The organism is Fodinibius salicampi (assembly GCF_039545095.1).
In the GTDB taxonomy this organism is placed as follows: Bacteria; Bacteroidota; Rhodothermia; order Balneolales; family Balneolaceae; genus Fodinibius; species Fodinibius salicampi.
Genome location: NZ_BAABRS010000001.1, coordinates 870,253 through 887,231, shown reverse-complemented (window position 1 = coordinate 887,231; position 16,979 = coordinate 870,253). Strand labels below are relative to the sequence as shown.

At 40.1% G+C, this 16,979-nt stretch carries 16 protein-coding genes; 4 read left to right on the top strand and 12 right to left on the bottom strand.

All coding sequences use genetic code 11. The features are described from left to right. Positions 1-2 precede the first annotated feature (2 nt). The gene (locus ABEB05_RS03635; protein WP_265787606.1) at positions 3-887 is read left to right on the top strand and encodes a cell division protein FtsX; all 885 of its coding nucleotides are present in this window, start codon (positions 3-5) and stop codon (positions 885-887) included. A 38-nt stretch (positions 888-925) separates the two neighbouring features. Here ABEB05_RS03635 and ABEB05_RS03630 read toward each other — a convergent pair whose 3' ends face one another. From ABEB05_RS03630 to ABEB05_RS03615, 4 genes are all read right to left on the bottom strand, one after another. After that, positions 926-1,759 carry a CvfB family protein gene (locus tag ABEB05_RS03630; RefSeq protein WP_265787605.1) on the bottom strand — a complete coding sequence of 278 codons (834 nt, stop codon included), beginning with the start codon at positions 1,757-1,759 and terminating at the stop codon, positions 926-928. A gap of 79 nt (positions 1,760-1,838) precedes the next feature. Then, positions 1,839-2,834: a metal-dependent hydrolase gene (locus ABEB05_RS03625; protein ID WP_265787604.1), complete on the bottom strand. Its 996-nt coding sequence runs from the start codon at positions 2,832-2,834 to the stop codon at positions 1,839-1,841. An 80-nt stretch (positions 2,835-2,914) separates the two neighbouring features. Beyond that, positions 2,915-3,247 carry a cupin domain-containing protein gene (locus ABEB05_RS03620; protein WP_265787603.1) on the bottom strand — a complete coding sequence of 111 codons (333 nt, stop codon included), beginning with the start codon at positions 3,245-3,247 and terminating at the stop codon, positions 2,915-2,917. A 48-nt stretch (positions 3,248-3,295) separates the two neighbouring features. Beyond that, on the bottom strand, positions 3,296-4,213 hold the full coding sequence (locus tag ABEB05_RS03615; RefSeq protein WP_265787602.1) for a matrixin family metalloprotease: 918 nt from the start codon (positions 4,211-4,213) through the stop codon (positions 3,296-3,298). A gap of 217 nt (positions 4,214-4,430) precedes the next feature. Between ABEB05_RS03615 and ABEB05_RS03610 the strand changes: the two genes are divergently transcribed. Then, positions 4,431-5,249, top strand: a complete 819-nt coding sequence (locus ABEB05_RS03610) for a carbon-nitrogen hydrolase family protein (protein WP_265787600.1) — start codon at positions 4,431-4,433, stop codon at positions 5,247-5,249. Between the two features lie 17 nt (positions 5,250-5,266). Here the strand turns inward: ABEB05_RS03610 and ABEB05_RS03605 are convergent, their stop codons facing one another. The 4 genes from ABEB05_RS03605 to ABEB05_RS03590 all read right to left on the bottom strand — a co-directional run bounded on the left by ABEB05_RS03605 (position 5,267) and on the right by ABEB05_RS03590 (position 10,473). Beyond that, positions 5,267-6,427 (bottom strand): DUF445 domain-containing protein, encoded by a 1,161-nt coding sequence (locus ABEB05_RS03605; RefSeq protein WP_265787598.1) that lies wholly within the window; start codon positions 6,425-6,427, stop codon positions 5,267-5,269. A gap of 69 nt (positions 6,428-6,496) precedes the next feature. Beyond that, positions 6,497-6,937 carry an rRNA maturation RNase YbeY gene (gene ybeY / locus ABEB05_RS03600; RefSeq protein ID WP_265787596.1) on the bottom strand — a complete coding sequence of 147 codons (441 nt, stop codon included), beginning with the start codon at positions 6,935-6,937 and terminating at the stop codon, positions 6,497-6,499. Positions 6,938-6,942: 5 nt separating this feature from the next. Further along, entirely contained in the window at positions 6,943-7,401 is a 459-nt protein-coding gene (locus ABEB05_RS03595; protein ID WP_265787594.1) for a hypothetical protein, read from the bottom strand. 93 nt (positions 7,402-7,494) lie between these two features. Beyond that, positions 7,495-10,473 (bottom strand): protein O-mannosyl-transferase family, encoded by a 2,979-nt coding sequence (locus ABEB05_RS03590; RefSeq protein ID WP_265787592.1) that lies wholly within the window; start codon positions 10,471-10,473, stop codon positions 7,495-7,497. Positions 10,474-11,006: 533 nt separating this feature from the next. On the opposite strand from ABEB05_RS03590, the gene ABEB05_RS03585 reads away from it, so the two are divergent. After that, on the top strand, positions 11,007-12,506 hold the full coding sequence (locus ABEB05_RS03585; protein WP_265787590.1) for a sodium-dependent transporter: 1,500 nt from the start codon (positions 11,007-11,009) through the stop codon (positions 12,504-12,506). A gap of 89 nt (positions 12,507-12,595) precedes the next feature. Here the strand turns inward: ABEB05_RS03585 and ABEB05_RS03580 are convergent, their stop codons facing one another. The 4 genes from ABEB05_RS03580 to ABEB05_RS03565 all read right to left on the bottom strand — a co-directional run bounded on the left by ABEB05_RS03580 (position 12,596) and on the right by ABEB05_RS03565 (position 15,493). Next, on the bottom strand, positions 12,596-13,114 hold the full coding sequence (locus tag ABEB05_RS03580; protein ID WP_265787588.1) for a PH domain-containing protein: 519 nt from the start codon (positions 13,112-13,114) through the stop codon (positions 12,596-12,598). Positions 13,115-13,240: 126 nt separating this feature from the next. Beyond that, the gene (gene msrB / locus ABEB05_RS03575) at positions 13,241-13,687 is read right to left on the bottom strand and encodes a peptide-methionine (R)-S-oxide reductase MsrB (protein ID WP_265787587.1); all 447 of its coding nucleotides are present in this window, start codon (positions 13,685-13,687) and stop codon (positions 13,241-13,243) included. 219 nt (positions 13,688-13,906) lie between these two features. Then, on the bottom strand, positions 13,907-14,524 hold the full coding sequence (locus ABEB05_RS03570) for an acyloxyacyl hydrolase (RefSeq protein ID WP_345694233.1): 618 nt from the start codon (positions 14,522-14,524) through the stop codon (positions 13,907-13,909). Between the two features lie 57 nt (positions 14,525-14,581). Then, positions 14,582-15,493, bottom strand: coding sequence for a cation diffusion facilitator family transporter (locus ABEB05_RS03565; protein WP_265787585.1), 912 nt, complete (start codon positions 15,491-15,493; stop codon positions 14,582-14,584). Positions 15,494-15,685: 192 nt separating this feature from the next. Here ABEB05_RS03565 and ABEB05_RS03560 point away from each other — a divergent pair, with 192 nt between their 5' ends. After that, positions 15,686-16,588 (top strand): SMP-30/gluconolactonase/LRE family protein, encoded by a 903-nt coding sequence (locus ABEB05_RS03560; RefSeq protein ID WP_265787583.1) that lies wholly within the window; start codon positions 15,686-15,688, stop codon positions 16,586-16,588. Positions 16,589-16,979: the final 391 nt, after the last annotated feature.

The following is a 16,979-nucleotide window of genomic DNA, read 5'->3' as shown; positions in this document are numbered from 1 at the left end:
TTATGAGCTTAGGTTACGTATTAAAAGAAGGAGTTGCAGGACTAAGACGCGCTCGTCTGGCTTCCTTCACCGCTATTTTTTCACTTTTTATTGCTGTACTGTTACTTGGCATTTTAGCACGTGTATCATACAATGCTTACCAGGTTGCGCAAACTCTTAAACAATCTATTGATGTCGAGGTCTTTTTAAGCAATATAAGTGATGATCGTACCCAACAGCTTGAACAAGATTTTAATGAAGAAGAGCTTATTCAGCAGGTTAATTATATATCTCAGGATAGTGCAGCTGCCATTTTTAAGGAAGAGTTCGGCACCGGAAGTAATGCAATGGCTGAGCTCAATTTCTTGCCGGCATCTTTTAGACTGGAAATGAGCTCTAATGCAGATGTTTCTACGATTGATAGCCTGGTTTCTGAAATAAGGACACTTGATGAAGTCGAGGAAGTAAGATTTAATCAGCAGTTGTTGCAGATGATGCAGCGTCAGTTTAGTACGGTTGCAATGGCAGGAGGGGGTTTGGGACTCCTTATTTTATTAACGGCACTTATTTTAGTATTTAATACGATTCGTCTTACCATATATGCCAAGCGAGACCTCATCAAAGCAATGAAACTGGTTGGAGCCACAAATGCTTTTATCCGCCGCCCATTTGTCGTAGAAGGGGTTATTCAAGGGCTTATAGCTGGTGTATTGGCTGTGGGAGTAATGTATACTACTTTCCATGTTTTACTTCCCGAATACCTTCCGCAATTTGGTATCCTTTCATGGCCTTTTGGTAGATGGTATTATTTGTGCGGTGCTATGATTTTACTGTCAATCATGATGGGCTACTGGGGAAGCCAGTGGGCAGCCAGACGTTTTATTAAGGAAACATCTATCGTTGAATAGGGTAATAACTTATTGTTTTTTCCTAAAATAATTATAAGTTAATCTCGAAGGTAAATACCATTTTCTTCTATCCGAATAATATCTTCTTTGTATAGCCGGCCGATTGCTTTCTTAAAAGTCTTTTTACTCATAGAAAGCCGTTCCCGGATTTTATCAGGATCGCTTTTATCGTGAAGATTTAAAAAGCCTTCAGAATCTTTAAGCTTATTGAGGATGCGATCAGCCGCCCCTTCCACTTTTTTGTATCCAATAGGACGAAGAGTTACATCAATTTTTTTATCGGGACGAATATTTTTGATATATCCCGTCTTCTTTTCCCCGTAAGTAATATCGGTAAAAAACTCATCATGATATATGAGTCCTCGATGCTTGCCATTGATAGCTACATTATAGCCTAGGTCCGTTTTATTGAGGATCCTTAATTCTACTTCCTCTTCCTCATCTACACTAATGGTACTGTTATCCAGAAAGCGATCTATTTTCATGCTGCCAACCAATCGATTGGTCTCTTTATCCAGATACAAATAAACTAGGTAATCCTGTCCTTCCCGAAGTTCACCAATTTGCTCGCTATGGGGTACCAATAAGTCTTTATCAAGTCCCCAGTCAAAATAGGCACCGTATCGTGTTAAATCTTTTGCCTTCAGCATTGCCATATTATTAAGACTCACATCGGGTTCCTGCATAGTGGCTGTTAATCGTTCCTCACCATCTTTATAGAGAAATACACGTACATTTTCTCCTTTCTGAAGGTCTCTGAACGCCAGATTACCGGGTAAAAGAACTTCATCCCCTTTATCTTCTTTGAGGATATAGCCGTGTTCAGTTTCTTCGGAAACGCTTAAAATTTTGTAAGTACCTAAAGTGAGCATAGAGTCTTTAAAGTTGAAATGATCAATAAAAGTAAAGATAAGGCTTAGGGATAGGATTCCCCAAGATTTTCCCGGGATGCTATTTTTCAAAAAGCATTTTCAGGAACTCCGATCTTATTTCTTCTGAAGCATTCCTAAAGTTTAAAAATTGCACGTGTCGATGTGGTTGGGATGTATCTGCTTTTATGCCCCAGAGAGGGGAGAGTGAGGTGGGTAACATGGCATATCTGCCGTCTCCTATAACATCTTTTTGTTCAGGATGGCGGATAAGATATCCTTCAGATAGTTTTTCGAAGCGTCGAATATCATTATACAGGGTCGTTCCCTTGTATGTCTCATATTCTTTACGCCAGTCTAGTAAAGGAGTGGATGTCCCCTCATAAAATTTAGACCCTAAAAATGGGTTAAGATAGAGACCATGGGCGTAAAGAGTATCATTTGCTACGTATCGAATACTCCAAAGTAACTGGTTGCCGATTGTGGGTTTAACGACAAGTCCCTCGATAGATTGATTTTGTTCCTTGGCAAAGCTATAAGCTTTCTTTTCTGTCCGCTCATGTTGGAAAAAACCTAAGAGTAGGTAGCAGAAGATCCACAGCCACCCTAGCCATAAGAAAAGTTTTTTTCTATGGTAAAGACACAATAAAACGAAAATAAGTATACCGACTGTAAATAGCGGGTCGAAAACAGAAATGATATTCCAGCTATAGCGTTCATCAGTAAACGGCCACAGGAGTTTGGTACCGTAACTGGTAAAGGAATCCATAAGCCCAGCCGTTGCATATCCTAACAGACTAAACCCGTAAATTTCTTTAGGGGATAACTTCTCTTTGAAGAAAAACCATAGAAGAAGACTTGCGATAAGCGCCCCGATGGGAATAAAAATAAGGGAATGCGAAAATTGCCGGTGTATTTCGACATTCAGTAGGGGATCGCTTGGATTAGTGATGAAAATATCAGCATCTGCAAGAAGTGCTGCTGAGAAACCGACAATAGCAGCGTAGCGAACTTTCTCTTTGGAGGCCGGTGATTGTGCCGCGGTACTCCCAATAAGTCCGTGTGTAAGGGGATCCATAGCAGGGGCTGAATTAATCTAATCTTAATCTGCCCGGGAAGCTACTGTTCTTTAGGAGAGTTTGCAACTCTCCGGCTAGGCTACCCATCTTTGGAAAAAAGTATGGTAATAAGCAAAACCGCATCGCTTTTGGCATAGAGAGCATGTTTCTGTTTGCCTTCGAGGTATAACCAGTCACCTTCGGTCAGCTCATGGGCATTGTTATCCAGTTGGAACAATACCTTACCTTTAATGCATTGTACCGACATCTCGCCATCCACACTATGCTCCATGATATCTTTGCCTCTTGGAAGCACCATACGAATTACTTCCATATCGTTGGTCTTAACAAGGGCCAGTGTTGTATCATCTGGTCTGCCATCAAGATTTTGAAGATTGATAACTTCACCCGCTCCTATATGTCCTGCACTCATAAAAGCCCCTTTTTTAAAGTAGAATTAAAATGTGTTGCTGCATAATTTTTATAAACACCGACTTCTGAATTCCATAAGTTCTTCTTCCGTTAAGGTGGGATCTTCCCAATTCTGCTTATTCATCAAATGATACATTATTGATTCCGGATTATCCCCATGGTTAAGCCCCAACGCATGTCCAAATTCGTGCGCTAACACAACCTTTAGTTCATTTTTTGAACTAAACTGGTAAATATTAATGCGTTCACCGTCTTTATTGCGAATATAATGACCTTGATCAAATTTTCGCTTACCGCTGAATTGCTGGTTGTATTGTTCTATAAGCCTGTTTTCCTGATCTATAATTTGATTAACACGATCAGATTGGTTGTTGACTCTTCTTTGGAGTTCCTGTACTGCTTCGAGGAGTGAGTCCCGCTCAGATTCTACCTGCTCGATTTGCTGTTGTCGTTTTTTGAGCTCTTTTTTCTCTTCTTCGGTTAATTTGGAGTCCTCCGTAAATTGCTTACCCTTTTTATTGTAAACCTCAATTAATTCTTTATGTCGATTAATAATCTTCTGTAGCTCATTATGTTTTTGATCAAACTCATCGCGTATTCTCTTGTACTTTTTTTCTGCTTCATTACTTTGAGCACGTTTCGTTGCGATCTGTTTAGAAGCTCTTTGCTCTGCATCAATTAATTCCTGTTGATCGCTGTATACCAAGTGAATTTTAATTTCACCATCAGGATCGTATCGAAGTATTTCATGATTGAGAGAGTTTTCCCAGATATCTTCAACACTAGTCAATACATTGGAAAGCTTCTGTCGGTTTATATCAAACCGTTTATCAATATCACCTAATTGATAAGTACGGGGGAGTTTGCAGGGATCTTTTGGGGAAGTGCTCTCAGAACTTTTTAAATATCCCAGCAATCCCACTATTATAAATAAGGGAAAAATTATAGCTATAAATTGTTTGTTCATAAAGCAGCAGTTTTAATAAGACTAGTCTAAAAAGGTATCAATAGCCCATGGGGAAAGCAATAGACCATACCATAAATAATGTTTGTTTTTAAGGGATTTTTAAGAGTCTCTGAGGTTAATAAGTATGCGGGCTTATATTTCCTCTGTCTTAATCACTATCTTGAAAGAAGTTGTATATATTAACATTAGTAAGTCTTATTCAATCAGATAAAGAAATATGATGTTTACTGCGCCATATAAAGCAGCTGTTGTTCAGATGAACAGCCAAACAGATATCGATCAAAACTTACAGAAAGCCTATAACTATATTAAAGAAGCCGCAGACCATGGAGCTAAAGTAATAGGTCTACCAGAGAATTTTTCTTTTTTAGGGGGACTTTCTATGCGGATGGAACAAGCAGAAGTAATTGCAGAAAAGGTTCCGGATTTTTTATCCCATACAGCAAAAGAATTTGACGTATACATACTGGGTGGCAGCTATCCGGTTCCAGCTACCGAGAGTAAAGTATTTAATCGGTCACCATTGTACAATTCGAAAGGAGAAGAAGTAATAAACTATAATAAAATACACCTTTTTGATGTAGAGCTGAGTGATGAAGAAAAATACAAGGAATCAGATTATGTGGAAGCTGGGGTGCCCGAGCCGGCTGTGTATAGCAATACAGTTATTGGCAGCTGGGGACTTTCTGTATGCTATGATCTGCGATTTCCGGAATATTATCGGCTTTTAACTGACAGGGGAGCGGCAATCCTATCTATTCCTTCGGCATTCACCTATACGACTGGAAAACATCATTGGCTTCCGTTGTTAAGAGCCCGGGCCATAGAGAATACTTCCTATGTTTTTGCCCCCGCCCAAACGGGTCTTCACGGGGATGATCGTCGAACATGGGGGCATGCCGTGATCATAGATCCGTGGGGAGAGGTTGTTTCAAATCGAGGAGAAGAGCCAGGTATCGCAATTGCTGAAATTAATCCTTCCCGCATTACAGAGGTGAGAAAAGCTATCCCCTCGTTGAATCACCGTAGGTTTTAGCTACTAATAAAATACTATCAGCTATAAAACTGGCGATAAAGCAGATGATCCAGTGCCAATACTGATATGAATATAATTCCCAATGCAGACAGACTGATCAACGGTTCCCAGATGATGAATCCGCCTATAAGTCCCAATACTGCGCCCAGGTATTGGATGTATCGCAGCTGTTCGTTGGTAGCATTTTGGATGATGTCTGAAATGTGCTGTTCATCGTAACTGCGCAAGTTTTCTTCTACCAGTTTATGCACATCCAATTGATTAATAAGCTTATATAAAAGATTGGTAACGGTATTTTCGATTACTTCACTATGATCGTCAATTTTTTTTGGCAGTTGGTCCAACAGCTCATCTACTTTATCTAAACCACTTTCAACGGAGGTGGGGATTTGTGTAAGTGCCTCTTCTATAACATGTTGCATTTCCTGTCCTTTTACATAGGAATAGGCCTTGAGCGCAACTTTTTCGAATGATTTATCTTGTATGGCCTCCTCGATCTGTTGTAAAATACGTTCTGCAAGAGCTGCCCTTATATTTGGATCGGCAATCATTTCATTAAGATAAGTCACCACCCATTGCTTAAGTTCCTCCCTGAAATTTGGGTTGTCAATAATATTTTTAACATACCGGGTTGAAGATTTACGGTATTTGCTGATTATATTTGATTCGTTGATTTTCTGCTTAATAATATCAGGATTAATCAGGTCTTCTGATACAGCTTGGGCCAGGCGAAAGGCAATGCGATCTTTTTGAGCAGGAATAAGCCCATGACCTAATAACGGCCTCCGCTTGGCTGGTTTAAAAAGCATGGTAATAGCAACCCAGTTGGTAAGGAAACCAATGAGTCCACTCACACTGACGATCTTTAAAAGTCCTTGGAATTCTAGAGGATAGTTAAAAAAAGAAGATGTAATGCCGTCAAAATCCCAGTAGAATGAGAATCCAAATGTTAAGAGCAGCAAATAGGGGAATATGGAAAGAATTGATAAAAGGACAGAACTGTAACGTTTCTTGGGAGGAGGTTTTAATACGGAGACAGAGCCTTTGGAAGAAACGGTCAGGCGATCTACCTGACTATAGCGTTTGATAATTTCCCACAGCCGGCGTCCCTGTTCTTTGCTCATTTCCTTCGCGTGACCAAGAGCATTCCCGGTATCTTTATTGGATATATCGCTCATTTGAAAGTATTAATTTACCTGGGTGTGAAATATATACGTCAGGCGTTGCCAAGAGTTACATAACCCGGGTTATCCTAATCCGGAGAGAAAGAAATTTTCTTTTATGGTCATGGTTTTCTTGGCTTCATCTGACTGGTCATCGTAACCGGCCAGGTGAAGCAGTCCATGAACAAATATCCGCTTAAATTCCTGTTCTTTGGTTTCATTAAATTCTTGTGCTTGTTCAACGATCCGCGGTGCACAGCAATAGAGGGTCCCTTCTATATGGTGAAAATCAGTGGAATCGCTATATCTAAAGGTAATAATATCCGTTATGTAGTCACGATCAAGATGTTCCTTATTTATGTTGACGATCTCTTCTTCATCAACATATACCACTTCTATAAATTTAAAGGAAATATCTTCTTCACGACTAACTGCTTTTGTTAGGTTTTCATAATCAGATTGGGAGAGGGGCAGTGAGGTTTCGGACTGATTAAATACCTGGATATTCACTTGCTTACCGGCCATCTTTCTTATTCCTCATCAAAGGAAAAGCTGTCTTTATCGATAGATTCGGTAAGAGATAAAGCGACGGCACACATCATCAAATCTTCGGGAAGTTTTGTGAAGTCGCTATTTAAGACGGCTTCACTTACATTTGAATATAAACTACAGCCGGCTCCCTGTTCAATAATTAACCCGGATGTACGTTCATCTTGTTTGCCAAAAAAGGTCACCTGTTTCAACATATCACTGGCAATAAAAGCCGTACAGTTATGGAGCTGAAGGAAAGTATTTTGAGCATAAACTGAAACCATATTGAGTTCCTTTCCATTTACGCTCATTCCTAAATGGATCTCCAAGGCCAGTTTTCGACCTTCTTCCTTGTTAACAACCTCTAGGCGAAAAACATCATTACCAAGGGGTTTTGCCTCAGTTTCTAAAATCCGGGCAATTTCGTCAATATTTTCTTTTGTAAATTGGTGAACCATGGAATTTATATATGTTCTACAGGTATCTTACAACTTTAATAAAAGATACGATACAGAGATCAAAATAAGAAATTTAACTAATATTATAGCTCTTTAGTCTAGTTGAAACTGATCAAACTGCTTCTTGTTTTCTTCTTTGGAGGAGGGAAGCGAAATTTGGGCTGCGGTAATAGCATCGACCCGATCAGCCAGATCTAATGCCCGTTGATCCTGTCCTGCCATAAAGTAGATCCGTTGTACAATGGTTAGATGACTAATAGCAGAGGAAATTTGCCGGGTAATATTTTCCCGCCGTGAGGCAACGTTCTGGATCTCTTGCTCAATGGACTGTCGTTTCGCCATATCAGCATTCTGTTGTGCTTGATTGGCTTCTTCATCCAACCTGGTAAGTTCTTGTTGCATATCTTCAAATTTCTCCATTCCTCGCTCTAAGTTTTTTAAGAGTTGTTCCTCTGCATCCTGGGCAAGTCTCACAGCGCTGCTGTCATCATCTACACTCGCGTAATTATATGCATAGAGTGATAAGGAGGCTATGTTATTACTATTTGGTCTAAAAGGAAGATTTTCTTCGCCCCATTTAAGCCAATAGTTGGCACTGTCTGGTTTACCAATTTCTTTATATTTGTTAGCAAGCTCTGTTATACTAAATTGATAATTTCGCAGCATGCGACGAATATTTTCATCGAAATAAGCATCGGGATTATTCCATTCGCGGAAGCGGAATTTTTCCAATCGTTTGGCGTGCTCGGAAGGATCAACCCAGCCGTAAGATCCACCTTCATGTCGCTGGGGAACAATTCGGAAAGCCTTTCCCTCAAATCTAAAATAAGGTTGAAGATTTAATTGGCTTTGTGATGAAACAGTATTGGAAAAGTAAACAGGACGTAACCATTTATTATTTTTGAGAATATTTAAAATTACTTCATCCTGAACTTGTGTATAATAGCGACGGTTCCCCTGCTGGTCCTGTCCGGCAGAACGCCCTTCGTAATACCAGGAAACTTCATCATCCAGCGAATCTACCGGAATACCAAATCCAATCCCTTTACTGTAAATTTCAAGGGAAGTATCAGGTTTAACGCCTATAGTTTCTTTGTAGCTAGTATCTCCAGAGAAGGCACTTTTCAGAAGATCTTTATTGACCGGAATAGAAATAGTATCCGGCTGATACAGGGAGAGGCTACTGGTCATTTCTTCAATTTCATCATCGCTGTAGGATATCGGAAGTGGAGGAGATTCATGGGACCACTGATCCCTCAGCTGTTTAATATACCAGCCGGTATTAAGGAGACTTAGGTTAACTACCCGGACATCCGTACGGACTTCCTCTACTTCCTGCAGATACCATAATGGGAACGTGTCATTATCTCCATTGGTAAACAAAATGGAATTTGGGGCGGTAGACTGAAGTAGATTGTATGCGTAGTCGGGAGCCACGTATCGTTCACTTCGGTCGTGATCATTAAAGTTTTGTACGCCCATTAGCAGGGGGGAGGTACAGAATAGTACGGCTAAAATCGCATACGCAGCCACTCGACTAGACTTAAGATACTCCTTAACTAATTCAATTAATCCTATGCCGCCCATACCAATCCAAATAGAGAAAGCAAAGAAAGATCCCACATAGGCATAATCTCGCTCGCGTGGTTCCATGGGAGTCTGGTTAAGAAATACAATGATAGCAAGTCCCGTCATGATGAATAAGACGAGCACGGATAACGCACGCTTCCAGTCATTTTGAAAATGGAACAGCATTCCAAAAAGCCCCAGCAGAAAGGGAATATAATAGTAGCTGTTGTGGGCAGGATTATTTTCGTTTTCTGTTTCAGTAAACCCACTCTGCCAGCCAGCATCCTGGATATCGGAATCGCGTCCAATAAAATTCCAGTTAAAATAGCGGATATACATGTGGTTGACCTGGTAGCTCAAAAAGTAGTCCAGGTCGCTGGAGTATTGTCGGTATTGCTGTATATGTTGCGGGTTGGTAGAATAGCGGCGGGGGAATAAGGACTCTTCCTCCCGGTTAATCGTTCCAATCTCATTATCGAAAGTGTTGCCCGAAAGCAGCGGGGTTTGCCCATATTGTTCGCGTTCCAAGTAGCTGATAAAGGCTTCTACGGTCTCCGGGTCATTTTCATCGATGGGCGGATCGGCGATCGAGCGGATAAAAATAAGGGCGTAGGAGGAATAGCCGATCATAATCATCGTATAGCAGAGCACCACGATGTTCGCTATGCGATAGTTATTTTTCTGAGTGTAATAGAGTCCCCATGCCAAGGTCACTATCACAAAAATAATAAAGGTAATGGGGCCGATTAAGCCGTAACTGGCGTGCGTAATGCCCTCCATAATGGAAGGGATCGATTGTACGGTAAAAGGATAGATTACCAAAAAGGAGACTACGGCAATCCCGGCGGCTACAGAAAAGGAGACAAAATTAAATTCCCTTTTCTTGAAATAGATAATAAGGGCGACAAAATAGAGCGTCAGCAGGTTCAACAAGTGTATGCCGAGGGCAATACCAAAAAGGTACGCAATAAGGATAAGCCAGCGTTCATTATGAGGTTCTTCGTGTTTTTCGGCCCAAACCAATGCCAGCCAAACAACTAAGGCGGTAAAGAACATAGATATTGCATAGACTTCTGCTTCCACGGCATTAAACCAGAACGTATCGGTAACGGCAAACGTGAGAGCACCGATCAGGGCTCCGCCATACATCCCAATTTTACTGATCACTTCCATCTGATCGGGACTGCCTTTCCATTCCCGCACCAGCCGCACGATAACCAAATACAACAACATTACAGTAAGGGCCGAACTTAATGCACTAATAAAATTAATGCTGGCCGCTACATAACCGGTGGGCATGAACATGGAAAATATTCGCCCCAATAGGGAGTAAAAAGGGGCTCCGGGCGGATGATTTACCTGCAGGCCGTGAGCAACGGCGATAAATTCTCCGGCATCCCAAAAGCTGGCGGTAGGAGCCATGGTCATTAGGTAGAGGATAAGCGAAGCTAAAAAAGTAAAAAGAGCTAGAGCCCGATTGGTTTTTCTATGGTTCGAAAACATTCGCAGCTATATTAGTGATTGCTTTATAATGAATGATATAGGCAGGCAATAATAGCCATAGGTTCAATAGAATCAAAATATTTTGGCCGTTTTAAGAGAGAGCCAACCTTCTATAATTAAATTTGCTAACGATGGAGCCCTGCAAATATTTTTTGTGACCTTATTAGCTATGGTTTTAGGTATTTATATTCTCTGGGTAATCCAAATTCCATTCCATGATATTAAAAATGGTATATGAACTACTCTTATTCTCGTTTCAGGTATTTACCCAAAAAATAAGCTATGGGTGATGTTATTACCAGAGAATTGAACAGAGAAATAGTCATAAACGCGCTTGGCCACTCTCTTTTACAGCGATACTTACGATTGTCAGGTGTAGAAATTATTCTGCTCTGAAAAGTCATCTTTTTTTCGTTTAGGTTTATAATATTTTGATTCCCATGATTTTATGGGTTGCCAATCCGTAAAAAATTGTTTAAAAATAGGGCTGGGTATGCCAAGGATATTATTTTTAAAAAGAGCCTGTGTATTTTATGCCGAATCAAAAGAAAAATGGTTCATTATTTTCTTCCAAATGGGGTTTAATCCTGAGTGTTCTGGGAATTGCTGTGGGTACCGGTAATATATGGCGATTCCCCCGTATTGCTGCTCAGAATGGTGGTGCTGATGGAGCAGGAGCATTTATCATTGCCTGGGTGGCCTGTCTGTTTCTTTTTTCTATCCCCCTGATTATTGCTGAATATGGCATTGGCCGCCACGGCCGAAAAGGTATTATCGGCTCTTTTATTAATTTGGTGGGCGAAAAGTACGCTTGGATGGGTGGGTTTATCGGCTTCGTAGCTACTGCTATCATGTTTTATTATAGCGTGGTTGCAGGTTGGTGTCTGTATTATTTTATAGAATCCGTATACAGCGGGCTTCCACAAAATATTGAGCAAGCCGAAACCGTATGGTATGGCTTCCAGGGATCAGTCTTTCCATCGGTATTTCACGCATTAATGATTGGTGCCGGAGGATATATCGTTGTTAAGGGCATTTCTTCTATTGAACGCATTAACAAGGTTCTGATTCCTTCGCTACTGCTTGTAGTTATTATTTCATTAATTCGGGCAGTTATGCTCCCGGGCAGTTTCCAGGGGATTGAATATCTTTTCACACCGGATTGGTCAACACTGGCTGAACCACGTATATGGATTGAAGCTCTAACTCAGAATGCGTGGGATACGGGAGCTGCATGGGGACTAATCCTTACCTATGCAGCTTATATGCGTTCTAAGGATGATATTACTATCAGTGCTTTGCAGACTGGAATTGGCAATAATATCGTTTCTCTTTTGGCAGCAATAACTATTTTCTCAACGGTATTTGGTACTCTGGGAAGTACCATGAATGATGGTCAGATCCTGGAGATTATGCAGTCTTCTGGTCCCGCAGGAACTGGATTAACTTTTATGTGGATGCCACAGCTTTTTGAACAAATGGCAGGGGGGCGTTTATTTGCTATTCTGTTTTTTTTGGGGCTTACTTTTGCAGCCTTTAGTTCTTTAATTTCTATGATAGAGCTCGCCAGTCGGGTACTGGTAGACATGAATATTTCTCGTAAAAAGGCAACAGTTGGGGTTTGTCTGACCGGCTTTGCGTTTGGACTCCCTTCAGCAATTTCAACTGATATTCTCGCAAATCAGGATTTCGTTTGGGGCGTTGGATTGCTGGTTTCTGGTGCGTTTATGTCATTTGCTGTGATCAAATTCAGCCCTGCAAAATTTCGCGATCAGCTTGTTAATACCGAAAAGCGAAAGTGGACGCTGGGACGATGGTGGGAAATTATTATCAAATATGTGGTTCCGATTGAAGTATTTACCCTTTTGGTTTGGTGGATGTATCTCAGTGCTTTTGAGTATGCCCCAGACAGCTGGTACAACCCACTAAGCATGTATTCAGTAGCTACGGTATTGCTACAGTGGGGAGTAGCTATGGTCCTGCTGATAATCTATAACAAAAAGATTGCAGCAAAAACAGGGAACTCAGATTAAGCGGCTCAATACTTCAGTTCCAATACTTTGTGAAATCGGCTAATTACTAGCTTCATTATATGATCAGGTTCAAATCACATAAGCTGTAATTACATTTTTTGTTCAATGCGCGCTATAGAATCGCGTATTTCAGTCAATATTTTGATAGTACTCTCTTGACTTTCCTTCGATCCGGAATGGTCGGTTACCTTATCGCGCTGATCAAATACTTTTTTGCGAAATTCTGCAGCATTTATGATTCCGATAAGAGTCATATCACTGCCTCCCTGACCAGTATTGCCGGCTGTTTCAATTTTAAAGATACTTAGTCCAAATGCCTTCAGGAGAGGGCCTTCCCTGAACGTCAAATCCTGAATCTTATCCAGAGGGATTGTTCGTTCCACATGAAAAATAATACCTTTTTGAAAACTTAATGATCGGGTAGTAAGCTGGCATTGCAACCTGTCAAAGTATTTATCTATAAATCGTGGGGCAATAAGCAACCAGATGGGAATAAGTACGATACCTACAATAGTGAGGGCAAGTATTAGTGCTCCGTAAAATAGTAGGTACTTTTTGATTTTAGGATTGAATTCAGCGGTTTGTAGAATGGATGATCCTTGATTCATATCTTTTGATTAATTAACAGAGTTATTAACTCTTACGGAAAAATTAGCCCAAGGTTATATAGTAATAATAGAAGTATTAAGGCTAACGATAATTGTTACCCAATAGAGAGGACAAAAAGATGAACTTTACTCCACCTCAATAACACTTAGTTCTTCTACATCCACATCGGAAAGATCCATTTCTTTAAAAGTAAGTGCCTTTGAATTCATGCAGTACCGAAGTCCCGTAGGTTCCGGTCCATCATTAAACACATGCCCCAAATGGGAACCACATCGAGAGCATACTATTTCAGTTCTCGTCATAAAGAAGCTGTTATCTTCCTTTTCCTCTACAAGGGAAGATTTTATTGGTTGCCAAAAACTGGGCCAACCTGTGCCGGATTTGTATTTAGTCTCTGAAGAATAGAGTGGCTGTCCACAAGCCCTGCAATAATAGATCCCCTCTTTTTCATTATCGTAATATTCGTTTACGAAAGGCAACTCGGTACCACGCCCACGCAATATCCGGTATTCTCCCGAACTTAATATCTGTTTCCACTCCTCTTCGGTTTTAAAAACTTCATATCTATCCATAGTATCAGCTGATGATGTTTGCAAGGAGTTATTTATTTTTAAGGAAGCTTTTTCAAGGTGCTGCTTATTACTATTTCCACAGCTAACCATAAAAATGAATGGCAAGAAAAAAAGTAAATAAATACGAAGTAATCGCGACATAATATTGCTATTTATTTGCCATTACGAGACTATTGCATTGTTATAACGGTTAAATTGGTACTATAGTTTAGTGTTAGTCTAGAATATAGTAATAGTGGTATAATACAAGTTGGAATCGATGCCGGGATTAATTTCGCCCCGGTCCCCATTGGAGAGATGATGGTATTTTATCCCAGCCGATAATGATACCGATTTGGACAGTAATATTTCAATTCCGCCACCCGCTCCGAATGTGAAATTCATTTTTTTTCCTCTGATATCGGGGAAGCGCTTATTTAAAAGCATCAGTCCTGCCGAAGTATTGAGAAACGGCTGAATATTCGTGTCTCCAGCAAAATTGACTTGAAATCCCAATGGGGATATACCAAATCCCGACAGAGATGTTCGCGTATCCTCCTCTAATGAGCTCGGATAAGAATATTTGGAATAGAGGCTTGCTGAGAGATTATATTTGATAATTAGCTTTCTTTTATAAGCCAGTTTCCGATTATATTGGATACCGGTAGAACGAATCTTAGTATTAGGCATTTTTCCCCATAACCGGTATGAATCAAATGCAAAACCAACCCAAAGTGAAAATTCGTTCCGATTCTTTAATTCTTGTGATTTTATTTGCTGGTGTTTATCGTTTTGATCCAGCTTTTCTGTGGTATCAATTGGTGAATTCGTTTGAGCTCGTGCATTGGATACACACAACCCAGAAACCAACAAAAGGAATAAAAATTTATAAAAGTAATTATTAATCAAAATTGCTTAAGCGTCGTTCGACTTTTCAGACTCAATAAAAACCCTTTTAACAAGCGGGAAATTACTTTTTAACTCTTTTGAAAGCTCTGTGGAAGTGACTTCTATTTGATCGGAAGAAATATCATCCTGAAAGTCTACACTGATATTCAGAAGAACAAAATTAGGACCCATATGTAGTGTCAAAACTTCATTGACATACCTGATTTTATTATAAGAAGAGAGCGTTTTTTCTATTTCTTTTAGCATCCGCGGATCGGCACTTTCTCCAATAAGAAGTCCCTTCGTTTCGTAGGCCAGCCAAGCAGCAGTGGTACCTAAAATTAGACCGATAACAATAGAGGCGATACCATCAAAAACAGGCATGCCCGTCCATTGGCTAAGTCCGATACCTAAAATAGCTACAAAAAGTCCCAGTAGTGCAGCAGAATCTTCAAATAGTACTACAAAAGTCGTCGGATTCTTTTCTTTTTGTACCGCTTCAAAATACCCGCGATTCCCCTTTACCTGCTTGAATTCCTTCCACGCAAAATACCAGGCGATTCCTGTTATAACCATGGCTGCCCCCAAAACTCCGTAACTAACAATTGCATTTTCAATTGGATGTGGATCCAATACGCTATGGATTCCTTCATAGATAGAGATACCGGCCCCGATAGCAAATATCATGATTGCTACAACAAAACTCCAAAAATAAATTTCTTTGCCATAGCCAAAAGGGTGGAGTTTATCAGCTGGCTTCTTGGCTTTTTTTAATCCTAATAATAACATAAGCTGATTACCAGTATCCACAGTGGTGTGGATACCCTCCGAAAACATGGCTGAGCTTCCGGTAATGGCTGCAGCAATAAATTTAACAACGGCGATAATGGCATTTGCAATGAGCGCTGCGTAAATAACTTTTTTAGATCCAGATGCCATGGTTTTAACTTTTAAGTATTGTTTAGCAGGTAATTTATATCAGGATTATGATAGTAAATTATGAAGAGTACCGAAAAAAGAATATTTGATTTAAACTAACAAAACATATTTTAGCAGTTCCGTTTTAATATGGCCAAAACTTTTCTTAGAATAACCCAATCTAATTAAATTCAAAACAAAGGGATACCTGTTATGAAAGGGAAAATAGTTTTAACATTATTGCTGGTTACATTATTCGTTACGGTAACTGTAACAGCCCAGGAAAACTCATTGGCTGCAGATAATGCTGAGGTAATAACAGAAGGGTTCCAGTTTACTGAAGGGCCATATTGGCATGCGGATGGATACCTTCTTTTTAGTGATATTCCGGCAAATACGATATATAAATGGACCCCGGGATCTGAGGATTCAGAGGTTTACATTAAGCCTTCCGGTCATTCAAATGGCATTACGGAAACGGCTGAAGGGCACCTGCTTCTTGTTCAGCATGACGGGTTAGTTTCAAAGGTTAACGATGAGAAAGAACTGGTAACTCTGGCAGATAGTTATAAAGGACAACGTCTAAACAGTCCGAATGACGTGACAGTGGCATCTAATGGCACCATTTATTTTACCGATCCACCTTTCGGAGTAAGTGATGAGGATAAAGAACTAGCCTTTAGTGGAGTTTATAAACTTGTTGAAGGAGAGGAGCCGGAATTGTTGTTCGATGGTTTTGATACTCCAAATGGAGTTGTTTTGAACAGGGAAGAATCAAAAATATATGTAAATAACACCTCTTCCGGAGATATTATGGTTTTTGAAAGGGCTGCGGACGGTACGTTTGAAGATGGAGAGCAATTTGCCAATGTAGGTGCCTCCTCGGATACCGGAGCTGCCGATGGTATGGTAGTTGATGAAGAGGGAAGGGTCTATTCAACCGGACCCGGGGGGATTTTTATATTTTCCTCTGACGGTAACCAAGTTGAAAAGATTGACCTTCCGGCCAGAGCAACAAATATGGAATGGGGCGGAAATGACTTTGCAACTCTCTTTATAACGACTCCCTCAGCGGTTTATCGCCTCCCAATGAATGTGAAAGGGGTTAAGAAATAAATCTAGACATTTACTCTGCTTATTGATCTAGTTTCCGCTGTATTAAATAGGAAAACAACCAGATAAGTACCCAAGCCGTTGCAACATACCACCAATGGAATCCATAGAGAATTCCGGTATTTATAGCATAGAGAGTATGTGAAAACAAAGGTGGCGCAGAGGTTTGGGTTTTCTTCATTAGATTAAGAGTATCCCCGCCGAAATAAACAAGTGTTTTGATTAAAAGCATTAATAGGGAATAAGCTATAACAATCCCATTTAGAATAGAGTTGTTAATAAGTACTGCTATAATTATAAGCAGACATATAGTAATGTCTACAACTACTTCTTTAAGCCAGTCCATGTTTAAATATTTTTGAATATAATAAGTTGATTCATGGAAGATATGTCA